General features: G+C 71.2%; 14 protein-coding genes and 1 pseudogene. 7 read left to right on the top strand and 8 right to left on the bottom strand.

What is annotated here, in order from left to right:
- The first annotated feature begins 66 nt into the window (after nt 1–66).
- Entirely contained in the window at nt 67–459 is a 393-nt protein-coding gene (locus tag ACFYP0_RS18200) for a cytidine deaminase family protein (RefSeq protein WP_355501346.1), read from the top strand.
- Nucleotides 460–470: 11 nt separating this feature from the next.
- Here ACFYP0_RS18200 and ACFYP0_RS18195 read toward each other — a convergent pair whose 3' ends face one another.
- The gene (locus ACFYP0_RS18195; RefSeq protein ID WP_124854301.1) at nt 471–830 is read right to left on the bottom strand and encodes a YciI family protein; all 360 of its coding nucleotides are present in this window, start codon (nt 828–830) and stop codon (nt 471–473) included.
- Nucleotides 831–948: 118 nt separating this feature from the next.
- On the opposite strand from ACFYP0_RS18195, the gene ACFYP0_RS18190 reads away from it, so the two are divergent.
- The 5 genes and pseudogenes from ACFYP0_RS18190 to ACFYP0_RS18170 all read left to right on the top strand — a co-directional run bounded on the left by ACFYP0_RS18190 (nt 949) and on the right by ACFYP0_RS18170 (nt 7433).
- Entirely contained in the window at nt 949–2901 is a 1953-nt protein-coding gene (locus ACFYP0_RS18190; RefSeq protein ID WP_356980856.1) for a multicopper oxidase family protein, read from the top strand.
- Between the two features lie 60 nt (nt 2902–2961).
- The gene (locus ACFYP0_RS18185) at nt 2962–4008 is read left to right on the top strand and encodes a FecCD family ABC transporter permease (protein WP_356980854.1); all 1047 of its coding nucleotides are present in this window, start codon (nt 2962–2964) and stop codon (nt 4006–4008) included.
- The gene (locus ACFYP0_RS18180) at nt 4005–5444 is read left to right on the top strand and encodes an iron chelate uptake ABC transporter family permease subunit (protein WP_386996817.1); all 1440 of its coding nucleotides are present in this window, start codon (nt 4005–4007) and stop codon (nt 5442–5444) included. Before ACFYP0_RS18185 ends, ACFYP0_RS18180 begins: the two co-directional genes overlap by 4 nt.
- A 19-nt stretch (nt 5445–5463) precedes the next feature.
- A pseudogene (locus tag ACFYP0_RS18175) lies at nt 5464–6234 on the top strand (ABC transporter ATP-binding protein); the annotation flags it as partial.
- Nucleotides 6235–6485: 251 nt separating this feature from the next.
- Complete coding sequence (locus tag ACFYP0_RS18170) at nt 6486–7433, top strand: ABC transporter substrate-binding protein (protein ID WP_356980850.1); 948 nt, start codon at nt 6486–6488, stop codon at nt 7431–7433.
- 271 nt (nt 7434–7704) lie between these two features.
- Here the strand turns inward: ACFYP0_RS18170 and ACFYP0_RS18165 are convergent, their stop codons facing one another.
- From ACFYP0_RS18165 to trmB, 7 genes are all read right to left on the bottom strand, one after another.
- Entirely contained in the window at nt 7705–8607 is a 903-nt protein-coding gene (locus tag ACFYP0_RS18165) for an endonuclease domain-containing protein (RefSeq protein ID WP_355501358.1), read from the bottom strand.
- A 327-nt stretch (nt 8608–8934) separates the two neighbouring features.
- On the bottom strand, nt 8935–9579 hold the full coding sequence (locus tag ACFYP0_RS18160) for a hypothetical protein (RefSeq protein ID WP_112678528.1): 645 nt from the start codon (nt 9577–9579) through the stop codon (nt 8935–8937).
- A 336-nt stretch (nt 9580–9915) separates the two neighbouring features.
- Nucleotides 9916–11412, bottom strand: a complete 1497-nt coding sequence (locus ACFYP0_RS18155) for an amidohydrolase family protein (protein ID WP_355501361.1) — start codon at nt 11410–11412, stop codon at nt 9916–9918.
- A gap of 535 nt (nt 11413–11947) precedes the next feature.
- On the bottom strand, nt 11948–12238 hold the full coding sequence (locus ACFYP0_RS18150) for a hypothetical protein (RefSeq protein ID WP_355501364.1): 291 nt from the start codon (nt 12236–12238) through the stop codon (nt 11948–11950).
- A gap of 134 nt (nt 12239–12372) precedes the next feature.
- The gene (locus ACFYP0_RS18145) at nt 12373–13569 is read right to left on the bottom strand and encodes an amidase domain-containing protein (protein WP_356981003.1); all 1197 of its coding nucleotides are present in this window, start codon (nt 13567–13569) and stop codon (nt 12373–12375) included.
- 447 nt (nt 13570–14016) lie between these two features.
- Nucleotides 14017–16530 (bottom strand): DEAD/DEAH box helicase, encoded by a 2514-nt coding sequence (locus ACFYP0_RS18140; RefSeq protein WP_356981001.1) that lies wholly within the window; start codon nt 16528–16530, stop codon nt 14017–14019.
- A gap of 112 nt (nt 16531–16642) precedes the next feature.
- A complete protein-coding gene (gene trmB / locus ACFYP0_RS18135; RefSeq protein WP_386996813.1) occupies nt 16643–17350 on the bottom strand; it encodes a tRNA (guanosine(46)-N7)-methyltransferase TrmB in 708 nt (235 codons plus the stop codon).
- A gap of 130 nt (nt 17351–17480) precedes the next feature.
- Between trmB and ACFYP0_RS18130 the strand changes: the two genes are divergently transcribed.
- On the top strand, nt 17481–18218 hold the full coding sequence (locus ACFYP0_RS18130) for a hypothetical protein (RefSeq protein ID WP_355501431.1): 738 nt from the start codon (nt 17481–17483) through the stop codon (nt 18216–18218).
- The last annotated feature ends 134 nt before the right edge of the window (nt 18219–18352 follow it).

The following is an 18352-nucleotide window of genomic DNA, read 5'->3' as shown; positions in this document are numbered from 1 at the left end:
CGGTCCCTTGACGGCCACGAGCGGGCCCTAGAGTTGGCGGCCGACGTCGAGCGCTGGGGGAGCCGGATGGAGATGCGCGACACCGACCGCGCGTTGGTGCAGGCCGCAACGGCGGTCTCCAAGCTGCGCTGCCGTAGCCAGCACCACACGGTCGCGTCGGCGGCCCGGACCGCGGACGGGCGGGTCTTCACCGGCGTGAACGTCCAGCACGCCACCGGAGGGGCCTGCGCGGAACTTGTCGTGATCGGCACGGCCGCCACGCAGGGCGTCACCGCGCTGGAGACGATCGTCACGGTCGCCGACCGTGGCCGCGAGGTCGTCGCGCCCTGTGACCGGTGCCAGCAGGTGCTGCGGGACTACTTCCCGGAACTGCGGGTGGTCGTCGGCCCGATGGACGCCCTGCGGGTGGTCCCGCTCGATGAGGTGCCGGCGGAGACCGGCAGCGGCTCGGCCGGCTGACCGGGCCCGGGTCAGTCCCCGGAGGCTGCCTCCAGCATCGACTGCGGCACCGGCACGCCCTCGAAGCGCAGGGTGCCCTCCGGTAGCAGCCACGACGTGACCCGCGCGACCAGGCGACCGGCCCGCACGGCGGGGTCGTTGGCGAACAGCGCGCGTGCCTCGTCCGGGGCGATGGACAGCACCACGAAACCCCGTAGCTGCTCGTCGTCTGGGTGCAGGAACGGGCCGGCCGCGAGCACGAGCCCCTGCTGCACGAGGCCCGCCTGATGGGCCAGGTGCGTGTCCCGCAACCGGTCGATCGCGTCCTGCGGCAGCTCCGGCGGATCCGACGGCCGGGTCAGCAGGACGACCGTGTGCTGGTCGAATCGCATGCTCCCACCCTATGAGGCGAATGTCCCTCTTCTGGGTGTCATCCGCCATCTGTCCGTCCTGTGGTCGTCCGCGAATCTCATTCTCATATCGAGGTTCGGAGCGATTGGGAGGTGCGGCATGGTCACCAGACGTCGGCTGCTCGCGGCCGGTGCCACCGGCGGCGCGGCGGCGCTGATGCCGGCGGGCTGGGCGGCCTCGGGCCGGGCGCTCGCCGCGGCAGCGTCGCTGGACGCCCGTGACATCCCGAAGTACGTCACGCCGCTGCGGATCCCCCCGGCCATGCCGACGGCGGCGACCGATCCCGAGTGCGACACGTACGAGATCGCGGTGCGACAGTTCCGCCAGCAGATCCTGCCGCCCTCGTGGCCGCGCACCACAGTGTGGGGTTACGGCTCCACCGCCCACCCTGGCAGCTTCGGCTACCCGGCGCCCACCATCATGGCCCGGGTGGGCCGACCGGTCCGGGTGACCTGGGTCAACCAGCTCGTCGACGACCGGGGCGACCACCTGCCGCACCTGCTGCCGGTCGACCCCACCCTGCACTGGGCCAACCCGGCCGGTGGCATCGAGTACCGGGACCGTCATGGGCAGTGGGACGGCAGCCCGCAGGGGTATCGCGGGCCGGTGCCCCAGGTGGTGCATCTGCACGGCGCGCACAGCTCCCAGGAGAGCGATGGGCACTCCGAGGCGTGGTATTTGCCGGTCGCCCGCGACCTGCCGCCCGGCTTCGCCGTGTCCGGCAGCGCGTACCGGGAGTTCCGGGCCCGGTTCGCCGAGCGGTCCGGCCTGCGCTGGGCGCCGGGCTCGGCCACCTTCGAGTACGCGAACGACCAGCGGCCGTGCACCCTCTGGTACCACGACCACACGCTCGGGCTCACCCGGGAGAACGTCTACGCCGGGCCCGCCGGGTTCTACCTGCTCGGCGGCGACGACCTGGCGGACGGCGTACTGCCCGGCCCGACGCCGACCCGGGATGATCCGCCGAACGCCTCGTACCACGACATCCCGCTGATGATCCAGGACCGCAGCTTCACCGCGGACGGCGAGTTGCACTACCCGACTCGGTACTCCGGCGGCGAGGGGCCGCCGACCTGGGTGCCCGGGTTCTCCGGCTCCACCATGGTGGTCAACGGCCGTACCTGGCCCACGCTGACCGTGCAGCGCCGGCGCTACCGGTTCCGGCTGCTCAACGGCTGCAACAGCCGATTCCTCCTGCTCAGCGTGACCGCGAACGCCACCGCCCGGCCGGCCCGGCCGGTGCTGCCGGTCTGGCAGATCGGCAGCGACGGCGGCTTCCTGCCGGAGCCGGTGCCGCACGAACGCGTGTCACTCGGCCCCGCCCAGCGGGTCGACGCGATCGTCGACTTCACCGACGTTCCGGCCGGCACCGAGCTGTATCTCGTCAACGAAGGGCCGGACGGGATGTACGGCGGCGGTCGCCCCGGGGTGGACTTCCCGCCGGCCGACCCGCAGACCACCGGGCAGGTGCTGCGGTTCGTGGTCACCGACGCGACCGGCGCGGACCCGAGCGTCCCACCGGAGCAGCTACGGCTCCCGTCACACCCTCGGCTCGGAGCGGCTCAACGGGTACGCCGGTTGTCGCTCAACGAGCGCAGGTCCGGCGGGTCGACGGTCATGCTGCTCGGCGTCCTCGACGAGGGTGGTCGGGGTCTGCCGTTGCGCTGGAGCGACCCGGCGACCGAGCAGCCCACCCTCGGCGACACCGAGGTGTGGGAGGTGCGCAACTTCACCCACCACGTGCACCCGGTCCACCTGCACCAGGTCCAGTTCGAGCTGCTCGGGCGGGGGCACTCCGGCAGGGCGCAGCCGGGCCCCGGGGATCGGGGGTGGATGGACACGGTGCTCGCGTACCCGTGGGAGGTGACCCGCATCAAGGCGCACTTCGACCTCCCGGGTCGGTATGCCTGGCACTGCCACCTTCTGGAGCACGAGGACAACGAGATGATGCGACCGCTGAACGTGCTGCCGCGCGGTGGCGCGGCGGCCGGGGACGGTGGCTCGTCGGACGGGGCGGGGAGACCCGGGACGGCATCGACAGACGCCGGTTAGGCCCCTTTCTGCAGCTCGGCTAAGGTTAGGCGAACCTAAGCATGAACGTGCAGGAGACTCGTGACGACCCTCGCCGCCCGGCCGACCCCGGCCCGTAACCGGTCCGGCACCCGTACCGGCCGCCGGGTGGCCGTCACCGTCGGGGCCGCGCTGGTGCTGCTGCTCACCGTGCTGGCCAGCTTCGCGCTCGGCAGCCGGCAACTCGGCGTCGACCAGGTCTGGCACGCGCTCGTTGCGCCGGACGGCAGCGACGCCAGCACCATCGTCCGTGAGCTGCGGATGCCCCGGACCGCGCTCGGCCTCGCGGTCGGGCTCGCGCTCGCCGTGGCCGGGGTGCTGTTCCAGGCGCTCACCCGCAACCCCCTCGCCGAGCCGCGCATCCTCGGCATCAGCGCGGGCGCGTCGTTCGGTGTGGTGCTCGCGATCTCCGTCTTCGGCGTCGGCACGCTCGCCGGGTACGTCTGGTTCGGCATCGCCGGGGCCCTGATCGCCGGGCTGCTGGTCTTCGCCATCGCCACCCGCGCCCGCGAGGGCGCCAGCCCGGTCACCCTCGCGCTGGTCGGCGCGGCGCTCGACGCCAGCCTGGCCTCCGGGGTGTACGCGCTGCTCAGCATCGACGCCCGCACCTTCGAGGAGTACCGCTTCTGGGTCGTCGGCGGGCTGGCCGGACGGGACCTGTCGGTCGCCGCGCAGGTGCTGCCGTTCGTCCTCGTCGGGTTGGTGCTGGCCGCGCTGGTGGCCCGGGGCCTGGACGCGCTGGCCCTCGGCGACGACGTGGCCCGTGGTCTCGGCCACCGGATCGGTCTGGTCCGCCTCGGTGGTGGCCTCGCCGCCGTGCTGCTGACCGGTGCCGCGGTGGCCGCCGCCGGACCTGTCGCGTTCGTCGGGCTGGCCGTGCCGCACCTGGCCCGCGCCCTGGTCGGCGCGGACCACCGCTGGACCCTCGCCGTCTCCGCCCTGCTCGGGCCGGCGCTGCTGCTCGCCGCCGACATCGTCGGTCGGCTCGTCGCCCCGCCGGGTGAGATCCCGGCCGGGATCGTCACCGCGCTGATCGGCGCGCCACTGCTGGCCGTGCTGGTCCGCCGCGCCCGGGTGGTGACCGCGTGACCACCACCCAGCGCCTCCCGGACCCCACCGACCCGCCCCGCCCGTCGAGCCCGGACGGCTCTCCTGACCCGGCTGCCCGCGCTGGCTCGGTGCCGGCTGCGGTGTCCGGCGCTGGCTCGGCGCCGGCTGCGCTGTCCGGCCCGGCTGCGCTGTCCGGCCCGGCTGCGCTGTCCGGCCCGGTTGCGGAGTCCGGCCCGGCGGGTGCGGCCGGCCCGGTTGCGGAGTCCGGCCCGGCGGGTGCGGCCGGCCCGGTTGCGGAGTCCGGCCCGGCGGGTGCGGCCGGCTCCAGTGCGGTGTCCGGCCCGGCGGGTGCGGCCGGCTCCAGTGCGGTGTCCGGCCCGGCGGGTGCGGCCGGCTCCAGTGCGGTGTCCGGCCCGGCTGGGCTCGCCGAGCCGGCCGGGCAGGCCCGGCTCGCGGGGCGGTCGCTGCTGCGGGTCGGCCCGGTCAGCCTGCTGATCCGCCGTCGCGCGGTACTGGTGGCCGCCGTGCTGACCGTGCTGCTCCTGCTGGCCGTCGTGCTCAGCCTCTCGCTGGGCACCCCGTACGTCGCCCCGGCCGACGTGCTGCGCGCCCTCTCCGGAGCTGGCACCCCGTACGACCTCGTCGTCTTTGATCTTCGGTTGCCGCGGGTCGTGCTGGCGGCCGTGGCCGGCGCCGCCTTCGGCGTGGCCGGCACGCTGATCCAGAGCGTGGCCCGCAACCCACTCGCCAGCCCGGACGTCATCGGCATCACCCAGGGCGCCGGCCTCGCCGCGACCGTGGCCCTGACCAGCGGAATGGCCGCGGTGCTGGTGGCGCCCACCGCGCTGGTGGGCGGGCTGCTCGCGGCGGTGCTGCTGTTCGCTCTCGGTGCCCGGCACGGGCTGGCCGCGCAGCGGTTCGTGCTCGCCGGGGTGGCGGTCGCGTTCGGCTTCCGGGCGCTCACCGAGGTGGTCATGCTCACCGCCGACCCCATCGACGGACTGCGCGCGCAGATCTGGCTGATCGGCACCCTGGCCGGCAAGGGTTGGACCGAGGCCGCCTGGATCGCCGGCACGCTGCTGGTGCTGCTGCCGGTGCTGGCCTGGGCCGGCTGGGCGCTGAACAGCACCGCCCTGGACGACGACACCGCCCGGGGCGTCGGGCTGCGCCCGGTGGCCCGTCGGATCGGCCTCGCCGGCACCGGCGTACTCGTCGCCGCAATGGTCACCGCCCAGGTCGGCGCCGTCGACTTCGTGGCGCTGGTCGCCCCGCAGGTGGCCCGTCGCCTGGTACGCGCCGAACGACCACCGCTGGTCTGCGCGGCGCTGCTCGGCGCCCTCCTGCTGGTGCTGGCCGACCTGGCCGGCCGGCGCCTGTTCGCACCCACCCAACTACCCGCCGGTGTGCTGACCGCCGCGATCGGCGGCCCGTACCTGATCTTCCTGCTGCTGCGTGGCCGGCGGCGGTCGTCGTGACGCCTCAAGGAGTCGTGTGATGCTCTCCACCCGCGACCTGGTCGCCGGCTACGACGAGCGGACCGTGCTCGACGGGCTCGACCTCGACCTGCCCACCGACGCGTTCACCGTGATCGTCGGACCCAACGCGTGCGGCAAGTCCACCCTGCTGCGCACGATGGCCCGGCTGCTCACCCCCCGCCGCGGCACGGTGCTGCTGGACGGCACCGCCATCCGCGAGCTGCCGACCCGGGAGGTCGCCCGCCGCCTCGGCGTCCTGCCGCAGAGCCCGCTGGTGCCCGAGGGCGTCACCGTGGCGGACCTGGTCGGGCGCGGCCGACAGCCCTACCAGCGGTGGTGGCGGCAGTGGTCGTCGGAGGACGGCGCGGCGGTGGACCAGGCAATGGCCCTCGCCGACGTCACCGATCTGGCCGACCGGCCGGTGGACAGCCTCTCCGGCGGTCAGCGGCAACGAGTGTGGATCGCCATGACCCTCGCCCAGGACACCGACGCCCTGCTGCTGGACGAGCCGACCACCTTCCTCGACCTGGCCCACCAGGTGGAGGTGCTGGACCTCCTGCACCGGCTGCGCTCCGAGCGGGGCCGCACAGTGGTCGCCGTCCTGCACGACCTGAACCAGGCCGCCCGCTACGCCGACCACCTGGTCGCCATGCGCGCCGGCACGGTGGTCGCCGCCGGCCCGCCCCGGGAGATCCTCACCGCCGACCTGGTCCGCGACGTCTTCGGGCTGGCCTGCGTGGTCGTGCCCTGCCCGGTGACCGGCGCGCCGCTGGTGGTGCCCGCGTACACCGGTGGCAACGCTCCCGCTCCCGCTCCCGCTGCCGCGTCGGGCGGCCCGGTCGCTTCGCCCGGTGGTGCGGGCGGCCCGGTCGCCGCGTCCGGTGGTGCGGGCGCCGCTTCCGGTGGTGCGGGCGGCCCGGTCGCCGCGTCCGGTGGCGCGAAGGACCCCGATTCGTCGACGGCGTCCGTACCGGACGCCCGACCCGCCACCGGCGACGCGGCCAACCCGCTCGCCGGTTCGCACCCCTCGAAAGGACTCTGATGCGTCGTCTCGTCGCAGCTCTCGCCGCGGCCGTCGCCCTCGGCGCCGGCCTCACCGCCTGCGGTGAGAGCGACCCGGTCGCCGGCTCCACCACCGGGGACACCCGGGAGATCACCCACGCCATGGGCACCACCAAGGTCCCGGCCGAGCCCAAGCGCGTCGTCGTGCTGGACACCGACAAGATCGACACGGCGCTCTCGCTGGGCATCACGCCCGTCGGCGCGGCCACCGCCGGTGAGGCGAAGAGCTGGCCCACGTACTTCGGCGCGGACAAGCTCGCCGGCATCAAGGAGGTCGGGGTGCTCACCGAGCCCGACCTGGAGGCCATCAACGCCCTGAAGCCGGACCTCATCCTCGGCAGCAAGTTCCGCCAGGAGAAGTTCTACGACGAGCTGGCCGCCATCGCGCCGACCGTGTTCACCGACAAGGTGGGCATCACCTGGAAGGACAACCTCCTCCTCGACGGCAAGGCGCTCGGCCGCGAGCAGCAGGCCAAGGACCTGCTCGGCGCGTACGAGAAGCGGGCCAAGGACTTCGGCGCGACGCTCGGCGACGCCGCCGCGCGCAAGGTCTCCATCGTGCGGTTCCTGCCCGGCAACATCCGGGTGTACGGCCCGGACTCGTTCTCCGGCATCGTCATCGGCGACACCGGCCTGGGCCGCCCCGACCGGCAGCTGCTCGCCAGCAAGGAGGACAAGCGCTTCGACCTGGTCAGCCCCGAGCGGATCAACGAGGTCGACGGTGACGTCATCTTCGTGACCGCGTACGGCGACAAGGCCGCCGCCGAGCAGACCAAGGTCGCCGGCGGGACGCTGTGGAAGGGTCTCGGCGCGGTCAAGGCCGGCAAGGCGTACCCCGTCTCCGACGAGGTCTGGATGACCGGCATCGGCGTCGGCGCCGCCAACAAGATCCTCGACGACCTGACCAAGTACCTCCCCGCCGCCTGACACCCCGCCGGGCGCTGCCGCGCGAAGGCGCTCCCCCCGCGCCCTCGTGCGGGGCACGCCCCGGGCACTCGTGCGAGGCGCGCCCCGCGCCCCGCGCACCCCGCGCACCCCGCGCATCCCGCGCAGCCCCGCGCACCCCGCGCACTCGTGCGAGGCACGCCCCGCGCGCCCCGCGCACTCGTGCGCCGGCACATGATCGTGCTTGATCCAGGAAATAGTGGCCTCCCAAGACGGGGGAGGCCACTATTTCCATGTTCGAGCGCGATCATCGTCACCGGGGGGAGCGCGAGCGTGCTCGTAGGGCGGCTCGGACCTCGGCGAGGAACCCGTCGAAGTCGTCCCGGAGGCGCTTGGCGGTCAGGTGCAGCACGATCCAGTCGCCGCCGAGCAGTCGGTTGAGGCGTTGGCGGTCCCGATGGAACTGCTCGGGGTCGTCGTGCCAGAGTCCGTCGTACTCCACCGCGACCTTGAACTGCGGCCAGGCCAGGTCCAGGCGGGCCACGAACCGGCCCTGATCGGCCACGACCCACTGCGTCTCCGGCCTCGGCAGGCCGGCGAGCACCAGCCCGACCCGGGTGCGGGACTCCTGGGGGGACTCCGCACCCGCGTCGGCCAGGTCGACCGCGCGTAGCAGCGATCGCCAGCCGCGTCGACCGGCCCGGCTCAGCGCGTACTCGCGCAGGGCTGGTGCGGTCGTCAGCCTGTTGGCCAGCATGGCGTCGATGACAACCACCGCCTCGGTCACATCGAGCCAACGGGCCAGGTCCCAGCAGGTACGCGCCGGGCTGGTCACCGTGACCCCGGCCCGGTCCACGGTGTCGCCGGAATCGATCTCTCCGTGGTGGACCCGGATGCCGGCGGTCGGGCCGATCCGGGTGGCGGCGGGAACGAGAACGTCGACCGGCTCGCTCGCGCCGGGCTTCGCGCAGCCGTACAGGCCGGCGGCAGCGCGCCCTGCGATGGCCGCACCGGGTGGTACCAGCCAGCGTCCGATGGCGGTGCATCTCATGGTGTGGGTGACTGCGATCTGGGCATCGGCGTAGACGTCGCGGAAGAGCGGTCGCCACGCCGAGCTGCGTAGCTCGTTGCGGGTCAGTAGGCCTCGCGAGATGGCGGTCGAGCCACGGAAGATCCGACCCCGCAACTGCGGCGGCCGACGAGGAACTTTCGGCATGGCCTCAGGCTGGCCGAACCTCTTCGCGTCACGCTGCCCCTGTGGATAACCACAGTCACCACACCGGCGCCGATGCGCGTCGTTATCCCCATGATCGCGCTGGAACATGGATGTAGTGGCCTCCCGAGAAGCGGAGGCCACTACATCCAGGATCGAGCGCGATCTTGCCGGGCAGGCGCGTGGAGCGCGTGGGGCCTGAGTGCGTGGAGCGTGGAGCGTGGAGCGCGTGGCGCGTGGAGCGCGTGGCGCATGGGGCGCCTGGGGCGGGTGGGGCGGGTGGGTGGTGGAGGGCGTGGAGCGTCGAGGGTGCGGAGAGCGGGGGTGGGGTTAGGCGGCGGTGGACCAGATGGCGCGGAAGGCGGCGGCTTCGCCGGAGAGCCATCGTTCGATCTGGTCGGGCTTGGCGTCGGTGGGCATGCGGTGGGCCAGGCCGCGGCGGACGTCGACCAGGACCGGCTCGGCGTGCGGCAGCACCGCGTCCATGTGGCGGGCCATCAGGTGCAGGGTGGCGAGCACCGACTCCTCGCTCGGTGGGGCCTCGTCGAAGTGCAGGCGGACCGCTTCGGCGCGGCCGTCTGCGTGGCGTACCCCGAAGTGGGGGTTGATCTTGACGGGTAGGTCGCCCAGCATGGCCAGGGCGTCGCGGGTCTGGGCGAGATCGACGGCGGCTGGCTCGCCCAGGGAGTGCAGCCACGTCGTGGCGCCGGGGGTGAGCGCCTGGTAGAGCGGGCGCCATCGTGGCTTGACGATGTCGGCCACCCCGGCCAGGTGCGTGCCGCCGGTGTGGAAGGCGATGTCGGCCTTGAGCGCCTTGACGAACTGGCCGTGCGGGTTGAAGCCGGACCGGCTGGCGCGCTGCTTGCGCAGCCCGCCCACGAAGGTCGCCTTGGTGGGGCCGGTGCGGTCGACGTAGCGGGTGAAACCGAGCAGTGTGGCGTAGGGGGTGAGGGGCGTGGAGGCGGGCGCGGTCACGGGCGTCCTCCCAGGTCAGGAACTCGATTAGTACATACATTCTAATCGACGGGTCTGACGTTGCCCAGTGAAAGTAGGGGTACTGTCCTGTCTGCAGGCACCTGGCACGGTTCGGGATAACTGGCAGAATTGGTGGCACGAGCGTCCGGGCCAAGTGACACACTGTGTCCGTCTTGCTGCACCTCTGGCGGCCTACGGTCTCTTCACAAGGCCGGACGGCGGCCTGAGTTCATGCCTCACTGGCCGCCATGGCGCGCTCGACGGCAACCTCGACGGGTGGACCCCAACTCATCGAACGAAGTCCATGATCGCTGCACCTCGTCCACGGACAAGAACCTAGCCGCACGGGCAGGCCGCAGCCGGCAGTGCGCCGGTGCGGGGCCTGCGTTGGAACGCTTCCTCGATCTCGGTGAGCAGACGCTGCCGGGCCGCTGCGTCGATCAGCTCACCGCGGACGAACACACTGTCGATCCGGCTCACGTTGCTGATGTCGTGCATCGGGTCCGCGTCGAGCAGGACCAGATCGGCGATCTGGCCACGCGCGATTGCGCCCCGATCGCGCTGACCGAGGCTGCGGGCCGGCTCCAGCGTCGCCGCCCGCAACGCCTGCGCCGGGGTCAGACCGGCCCGGACCAGCAGACGCAGTTCGTCGTGCACGCTGAAGCCCGGCAACAGGTAGGCGGTGCCGAGGTCGCTGCCGGTCAGCAGTGGCACGCCGGCCCGGGCCAGCTCGCCGGCCAGCCGCAGGCGCCGCTCGAACAGCTCCTCGCGTTCGGCGCTCTCGCGGGGAGTGCGGCCCTTCAGATAAAAGTTCTCGGTCGCCCACTGCCAATACCCGAGCGTGTCCGCGCTGGCGTACCGGAAGCGTGGGTCGTTGTGCTGCACCTGCTGCGGCACATCGCAGGTCAGGTGTAGGACGAGGGTGGGCGTCACGTGAGTGTTGTTACGGGCCAGCCGCTCGAACACCCTGGCGGCTCGGTCCCGGCTGTAGCTGCGGGCTGCCGCGTACTCGACCGGGTGCAGGCCGGTGAACCATCCGGCGTAGTCGCCACCGGCCACCTTGATGCGGGAGATCTCCCGGCGCAGTCGCCGTTCGTCGTGGGAGGTGTCGTACCAGAATTCGAAGAGATGCTCGATGCTGTGCAGCCCGGCGTCGCTCGCCTCGGTGACCGGCACGAAGTCAGGGACGTGCCCTAGGAACGGCAGGTCGATGCGGCGAGCCTCGGCGGCGATCGCATGGAAGGACTCGCGGCTGAGCCGGGTGTAGGTCTTGAGGAAGTCAGCGCCGGATTCCTGGCGTACCGCGGCTCTGGCCTGGTCGGCGTCGGCCACCGCGACATAGGGAGGGCCGAGCCCTTCCCACAGTGAGGGTGCGCCGTCCAGTATCGCGCTGCCGATCAGGAACTGTGGCCCCAGCCGGGTGCCCGAGGAGATGTCGGCACGCCAGCCGCGGACAGCGTTGCTCGATGACATCTGCCGCACGGTTGTGACGCCGTTGACCACGTACATCTCCGGGTCGTACGGGTCGATTTCGGTGGCATGGGTATGCATGTCGGCGAGGCCCGGGATGAGGAACTTACCGCGGCCGTCGATGACCCGCGCGCGCTCCGGCACCGGCATCCTGCGGAGGTCGCCCACATCAAGGACGCGGTTCCCGCGGATCAGAACATTTTGCGTACGCCGAATGCCGTTGACGGCGTCGATCGTCGTCACTCCGGTCACAGCTGTAATGTCCGTCGACGCCGCTTCTGCCACCGCCGAGGCGCGGGTCGCGCCGAACAGACCTGCTGCGGTCCCGGCCAGCACCGTACGCCGGGAGATCGTCGTTGCCATGGAACCCTCCTGTAGGTCGAGGTTTGCTAATCCTCATCGAGGCGGAATCTCGGTGTCGGTAGTGCTGGCACCCCGGACCGGGGTAGGAAAATCCCCGAGGCGGTGCGTACCGCTGCTCGTTGCGAGTTGGCCGGCGTGCCCGTTGACTGGCCTGTCCCTTACCGAGTCGGAGGTAGTCCCGGGCGGCGGTCAGCCCAGGGCGTTCGGTGGAGCGGGTGGAAGGCTCATTCATGAATGTGCCGAGGCCGCGTGACGTTGATCCGGTATCGACACCATCGACTCAGGCCGCTGCCCCCAGGTGAGGGCGATCCGCCGTGAGGTGGCACCGTCCGGAGCGAGGCGGTTCAGCGTCGTAGGCGAGTATCAAATCTGTGGCGATCATGGAGCAGTTCGTGCTGGGCAAGTCCGGAGATCCGCACGTCTGCGAGGACTCAATCGTCGTGACCGAGAAGGACCCCTGGCGCGTGGCGGAGCTTGCCGGCACCAAGGCGATCTTGGGTGGCCACATCCAGCCGGTGTGGTGGCGGGGGAGAGGTCACCCCGGGCTCTCGGTCGAGGCTCCAGCAGGCGGTGCGTCGAGCGGCGCCATGATCCAGCGGCCGCCGGTCCACTCCACGTTGTGTCGCCAGGTCGTGCGACCGGACGGGCCATCGACGACCATTGACAGCGCGTACGCCCTCGGGGTCAGGGCGCTCCACGACACCTCGGACAGCGTCCAGCCTCTGCCGCCGTACGCCGTGATCCGCTCGGCCGAATCCCCTGGGTGCGCATCGTTGCCGAGGTGCTGGCGTAGCCCGGGCTCGTCCTTCGCCTGCAGCAGCGACACGTACGTCTCCGCATAGCCGCGGAGGGTCGCTGGGTCCGGATTCGACGACTCGTCCGGACCACCGCATCCGCCGAAGACGGCGGCAAGGAGAGTCAGAGCAACAATCCTCGCCGCCGTTCGGGAAATCAAAAGTGTCATGTACGTCCTGCGTAGTAGTTGGCGCTGCCCCAGTCGGCCAGCACCTGGTTCATGGATCGCCGGTAACGGTTAGTCGTGTGGTACGTCAGATAAGGCGTCCCGCCGCTAACATAGGACACCATCATGGTGTGATCCTTGCTGCCGTCCCTGGAACCGTCGACTTGTAGTACGTCGCCGATCCCCATGTACCAGACGTTGCTGAGGCTGGTGACGCGCCCGCTGTAGCTGTAGGCGAAGCTTGCCCAGGAGTTGACGTTGATCCAGGACCATGTCTCGTTCGCCGAGTTGTACCACCAATTTGCCGAGTCCCGGTACCACCCAAGGTCATCGGACCATCCACCTGCGCGCAGCGCCTGGCTCGCGAAGTTGGTGCAGTCACCGCCGACGTCGCTGAACGAGCGGTAGGCAGTGTTGTAGCTGGACCAGTAACGCTCCAGATAGGTCGCCATCGCGCCGTAATTGTATGCCAGCGCAACCATCCCGGAGCCCTTTGTCGGACCCATGACGGCGGGCCTGGCTGTCGCCGCTGGCGTTTCAGTCCCCATCGGGACCCTCGCAGCCGGGGCCGCTGGCGGCGAGCCTGCCTTCTGCGCGTCCCCATGGACGAACGTTTCGGCCGTCCGGAGTGGCAGCAGGCCAGTCGGTTCGAGCTGCCGGTCCTCGGTCAGTTGCCAGCGGCCCGCTGCGTCCTGGCGGAAGACGAAGGTGTGACGGGCGGTGTACCCGGTCGTCGGCGGCTCGTCGCCGCGGATCTTCGCGTAGGAGAGCATCGTCGTCTCGTTGGCGTCGATGGTGACGACATCACCTGATCGGCCGATCCGTTCCACGGCCAGCGACGTGTCCGCACCGGTGAATCCCTCGCCCACGGAACGTAGCCAGCTCCGGTGCGCGCGGATCGCCGTGGCCATGGTCTCTTCCCGCGCGGTCTGGCGGGCGTCGACGGCGACCATGCCGTCGGCGAGCGCGGCCGGCGCCATCGTCGCCGTGGAAGTCCCCACGATCGCGGTCGCCCGGTGCTCCAGCGACTGCTCTGCGGCACCAGCCAGGATGTCGGCGGTGGCGACATCGACCTGCGTGTCGATCGAGCCGGTGGTCGCGCCGGCGGCTGGCACGTGGAGCGCCGCCTCGGCCGTCACAAGGGTCAGTGTGCTGACCAATAACGCCGAAGCGCGCATGGCTTTCGATCTTCTCATCGGATCTCCCCGCTGTAGAGAATTGGATCGAAATCCATCGTGATAGAAGATGGTGGATCTGTAAACACAATTGTCATGGCGTCCCAGACTCTGACATGCAGCCGCCTGAAAAGCTGCTATCTGCCACCTTCGGATTGGTCATCACACGAGCGGTCCGCTATGCGAACATGGCCGACTGGTGTTCGAAGGTACGTTTCTTCGGCAGGGCGCGAGCGGACCTGGATTAGGTACTGCCATTACCGCTGAATTCGCCAACAATGCGAGCGCTCGTGACGTCGCGGGGAATTGACCTATTAGATGGTGAAAAAAGCTTCCGGATCGCCTGCACTATCCCAAGTGCTGGTCATGAAGCTGAGTTGCCGATCGTGGCGCGTCAGGCGGGTGGTTCGTCGGGACACCGTCGCGGTGCCCCGACGAACACGGTTGCTCAACTCCGTCGAGACCTTCCTAGAGCTGGCCGACGTCGGTGATCCGCACGACCGCCGCACCGACCTCGTCCGAGGCCACCAGGTCGATCTCGGCGCTGATGCCCCAGTCGTGGTCGCCGTCCGGGTCGTCGAAGATCTGCCGTACGGTCCACCGCTCCCGGCCCTGCTCGATCATCAGCAGCGCCGGACCGCGGGCGTCCGGCCCGACCCCGATCGAGTCGTACGCCTCGAAGTACGGCGCCAGGGCGTCGGCCCACGCGTCGTAGTCCCAGCCGTCCTCGGCGTCCAACTCGGCGAGCAGGTCCCAGCGGCGTAGCGCGGCCAACTCGACGCGTCGGAACAGCGCGTTGCGCACCAGCACCCGGAACGCCCGCGCGTTGCGGGTCACCGCCGGCGGCCGATCGGTCAGGGCGGCGTGCGCCTGGGTCACCTCGGCCACGTCGGACGGGTTGCGCAACCGCTCCCACTCGTCGATGAGACTGGAGTCGACCTGGCGGACCAGCTCGCCCAACCACTCGATGAGGTCGATCAGCTCCTCGGTCTTGGCGTCCTCGGGCACGGTCTGGCGCAGCGTCTTGTACGCGTCGGCCAGGTAGCGCAGGACGAGACCTTCCGAGCGGGTCAGCCCGTAGAACTGCACGTACTCGGTGAAGGTCATGGCCCGCTCGTACATGTCGCGGACGACGGCCTTGGGGGAGAGCTGGTGGTCGGCGACCCAGGGGTGCCCCTGCCGGTACATCTCGTACGCGGCCTCCAGCAGCTCGGCCAGGGGCTTCGGGTGGGTCACCTCGTCGAGCAGCTCCATGCGGGCCTCGTACTCGATGCCCTCGGCCTTCATGGCGGCGACCGCCTCGCCGCGCGCCTTGAACTGCTGCGCGGAGAGGATCTGCCGGGGGTCGTCGAGGATCGACTCGATCACGCTCAGCACGTCGAGGGCGTACGACGGGGACTCGGCGTCGAGCAGCTCGATGGTGGCCAGGGCCAGGGGGGAGAGCGGCTGGTTGAGGGCGAAGTCGAGCTGGAGGTCGACGGTGAGCCGGATCCGCCGGCCGGTCTCGTCCGGCTCGGGCAGCTCCTCGACGACACCGCCGGCCCGCAGGGCCCGGTAGATGGCGATCGCGCGGCGGATGTGTCGGCGTTGCGCGGCGGGTTCCTCGTGGTTGTCGGTGAGCAGGTGCCGCATCGCGGTGAACGCGTCCCCGGGCCGGCCGATGACGTTGAGCAGCATCGAGTGGCTGACCTGGAAGCTGGAGGTCAGTGGCTCCGGCTCGGCGTCGACGAGTCGGTCGAAGGTGGGCTGGCCCCAGCCGATCGAGCCCTCCGGCGGCTTCTTGCGGACCACCTTGCGCCGCTTCTTCGGGTCGTCGCCGGCCTTGGCGAGAGCCTTCTCGTTGTCGATGACGTGTTCCGGGGCCTGCACCACGACCCGGCCGATGGTGTCGTAGCCGGCCCGGCCGGCCCGCCCGGCGATCTGGTGGAACTCCCGGTTCTTCAGCAGCCGGGTACGGACCCCGTCGTACTTGGACAGGCCGGTGAACAGCACGGTCCGGATCGGCACGTTGATGCCGACGCCGAGGGTGTCGGTGCCGCAGATGACCTTGAGTAGGCCGGCCTGGGCGAGGGTCTCCACCAGGCGGCGGTACTTGGGCAGCATGCCGGCGTGGTGCACGCCGATGCCGTGCCGGACCAGCCGGGACAGCGTCTTGCCGAAGCCGGCGGTGAACCGGAAACCACCGATCGCCTCGGCGATCATGTCCTTCTCGGCGCGGGTGCAGACGTTGACGCTGGTCAGGGCCTGGGCGCGTTCCAGTGCGGCGGCCTGGGTGAAGTGCACCACGTACACCGGGGCCTGCTTGGTCTCCAGCAGCTCCTCAAGCGTCTCGTGCAGCGGCGTCATCGCGTACGAGAAGATGAGCGGGACCGGCCGCTCCGCCGTGCGCACGACGGCGGTGGGCCGCCCGGTGCGCCGGGTCAGGTCGTCGACGAAGCGGGTGGTGTCCCCCAGAGTGGCGGACATCAGGATGAACTGGGCCTGCGGCAGCTCGATGATCGGCACCTGCCACGCCCAGCCCCGGTCGGGTTCGGCGTAGAAGTGGAATTCGTCCATGATCACCTGACCGACGTCGGCCTTCGTGCCCTCGCGCAGCGCCAGGTTCGCCAGGATCTCCGCGGTGCAGCAGATGATCGGGGCGTCGGCGTTGACGCTGGCGTCGCCGGTGAGCATGCCGACGTTCTCGGCGCCGAAGACCTCGCAGAGCGCGAAGAACTTCTCCGACACCAAGGCCTTGATCGGTGCGGTGTAGAAGGTCGTCCGGCTGTCGGCGAGGGCCGCGAAGTGCGCGGCGATCGCCACCAGGCTCTTACCCGAGCCGGTGGGCGTGTTCATGATCAGGTTGGCGCCGGAGACGATCTCGATGACCGCCTCTTCCTGATGGGGGTAGAGGTCGAGGCCGCGCTCCTTCGCCCAGCCGGCGAACGCGTCGAAGAGGGTGTCGGGGTCGGCGCTTGTCGGCAGCGCGGCGGTGAGCGTCATAGCCTGTCCATGGTGCCTGGATCATGCCCCGGTACGCCAACCCGGCCTGCACCGGACCCCCGTCCGGGCATCCCGAACGCCCCGCCGCGTTCCGGTTCGGGCGTTTCGTCGGTCACCGTCGGCGGTACAGCAGGTCGGCGACCGGCCGACCGGCAGTGATCGCCCGCCGTTCGAACTTCGTCACCGGTCGGTGCGCCGGCCGCGGCGCGAAGCCGCCGTACGTGTCCACCAATTCCGGGTCCGCGTCGAGGGTCTCCCGCATCACGTCGGCGTACTCGGCCCAGTCGGTCGCGCAGTGCAGCATTCCGCCGGAGCGCAGCCGGGACCGCAGCAGCGCCACGTGCGTCGGCTGGATGATCCGCCGCTTGTGGTGGCGGGACTTCGGCCACGGGTCCGGGAAGAATACGTGCACGGCGTCCAACACACCCTCGGGCAAGCCGTTTACCAGGGACAACGCGTCGCCCTCAGCCACCCGTACGTTGCGCAGGCCATCGCGCTCCACCAGGTGCAGCAGGTTGGCGATTCCCGGCGTGTGCACCTCGACCGCCAGATAATCTCGATCCGGGTCGGCGGCAGCCATCGCAGCGGTGGTGTCGCCCATGCCCGAGCCGATCTCCAGCACCACGGGCGCCCGGCGACCGAACAGGTCGGCCAGGTCGACGGGCAGCACAGGCCCGTCCGGCACATCCAGGCCGTACGCGGGCCAGAGCCGGCTCAGCGCGTCGGTCTGCCGGTCGCTCATCCGACCCCGGCGGGGGTGGAACGTGCGGATCGTCCGGCTCGCGGGCGGGACGGCGGGGTCATGGTCGGTGGCGGTCACAGCGACCCGAGCGTACGCGACGCCGCCGGCGGATCGGATGTGATGTGCGACCGGAAATGAGAGGATCCAACTGGTACGGCAGGTCGGGTGCTCCACCGCCCGACCCGGCCGCACGGCGTCGAGAGGGGGCATCGTGACAGTGACCCGCGGCGTCGTGACCCTGTCGCTGGTGACCGTGCTGGCCGGCCCCCTGCTGGCCGCCACGCCCGCCCTCGCCGCGCCTGAGCCTGCCGCCGTTGCCCTTGCCGCATCCCAGCCCGCCGTCGCCGTCTTTGCCGTGTCCGAGCGGCCTGCTGCCGTTCTTGCCGTGCCCGAGCAGGCTGTTGCCGTTGCGCCAGCGTCCGAGTGGGCCGTCGCCGTCGCGCCCGCGTCCGAGTGGGCTGTTGCCGTCGCGCCCGCGCCGCAGCCCGAAGGGCCGCCCGGCGGAAGGCCTCAACCGACTCCGGCGGTGGACATCTTCGTCGAGGTGAGCCCCAGCACTGTGCAGCCCGGTTACCTGGTCGGCATTCGGGCCAGTTGTCGGGACAACTCGGTGGGCGCCACCGTGGTCTCCGACGCTTTCGGGGCGGTCGGCGTGCAGCCGCAGCGCGGGGTGCTCACCGCCGCGCCGATGGTCCGCGAGCGCACCCGCCCCGGCAACTACCGGGTCAAGCTGGAGTGCCGTGACGGCGAGACCGCCTCGACAATGCTCCAGGTGGTCAAGAAGGTCCCCGTCCAGCCCAGCCGTGGTCCGGCGACCGGCTTCGGTGGGAGCAGCGGCGGGATGACCGGCAAGCTGCTGCTGCCCGGCGGCGCGGCGCTGATCATCACCGGGCTGGTCCTCGCCGTGATGGCGCTGCGCCGCCCCCGAGCCGCCGCGCGTCGCTGAGGCCCGCCATGGAGATCTTCCGCCCCACGCCCCCGCCGGCCGGTTCACGCCCGCCGGCGCCTGGCCGTCCCGCGTCGCCGCCGGACGCTGCCCGCCAGCCGTTCGCCGGCCGTCCCGCGTCGCCGCCGGACGAC

Source organism: Micromonospora arida, assembly GCF_042873195.1.
Taxonomy (GTDB): domain Bacteria; phylum Actinomycetota; class Actinomycetes; order Mycobacteriales; family Micromonosporaceae; genus Micromonospora; species Micromonospora arida.
The sequence above is the reverse complement of the archived record's forward strand: the minus strand, read 5'-3'. Positions and strand labels throughout refer to the sequence as shown.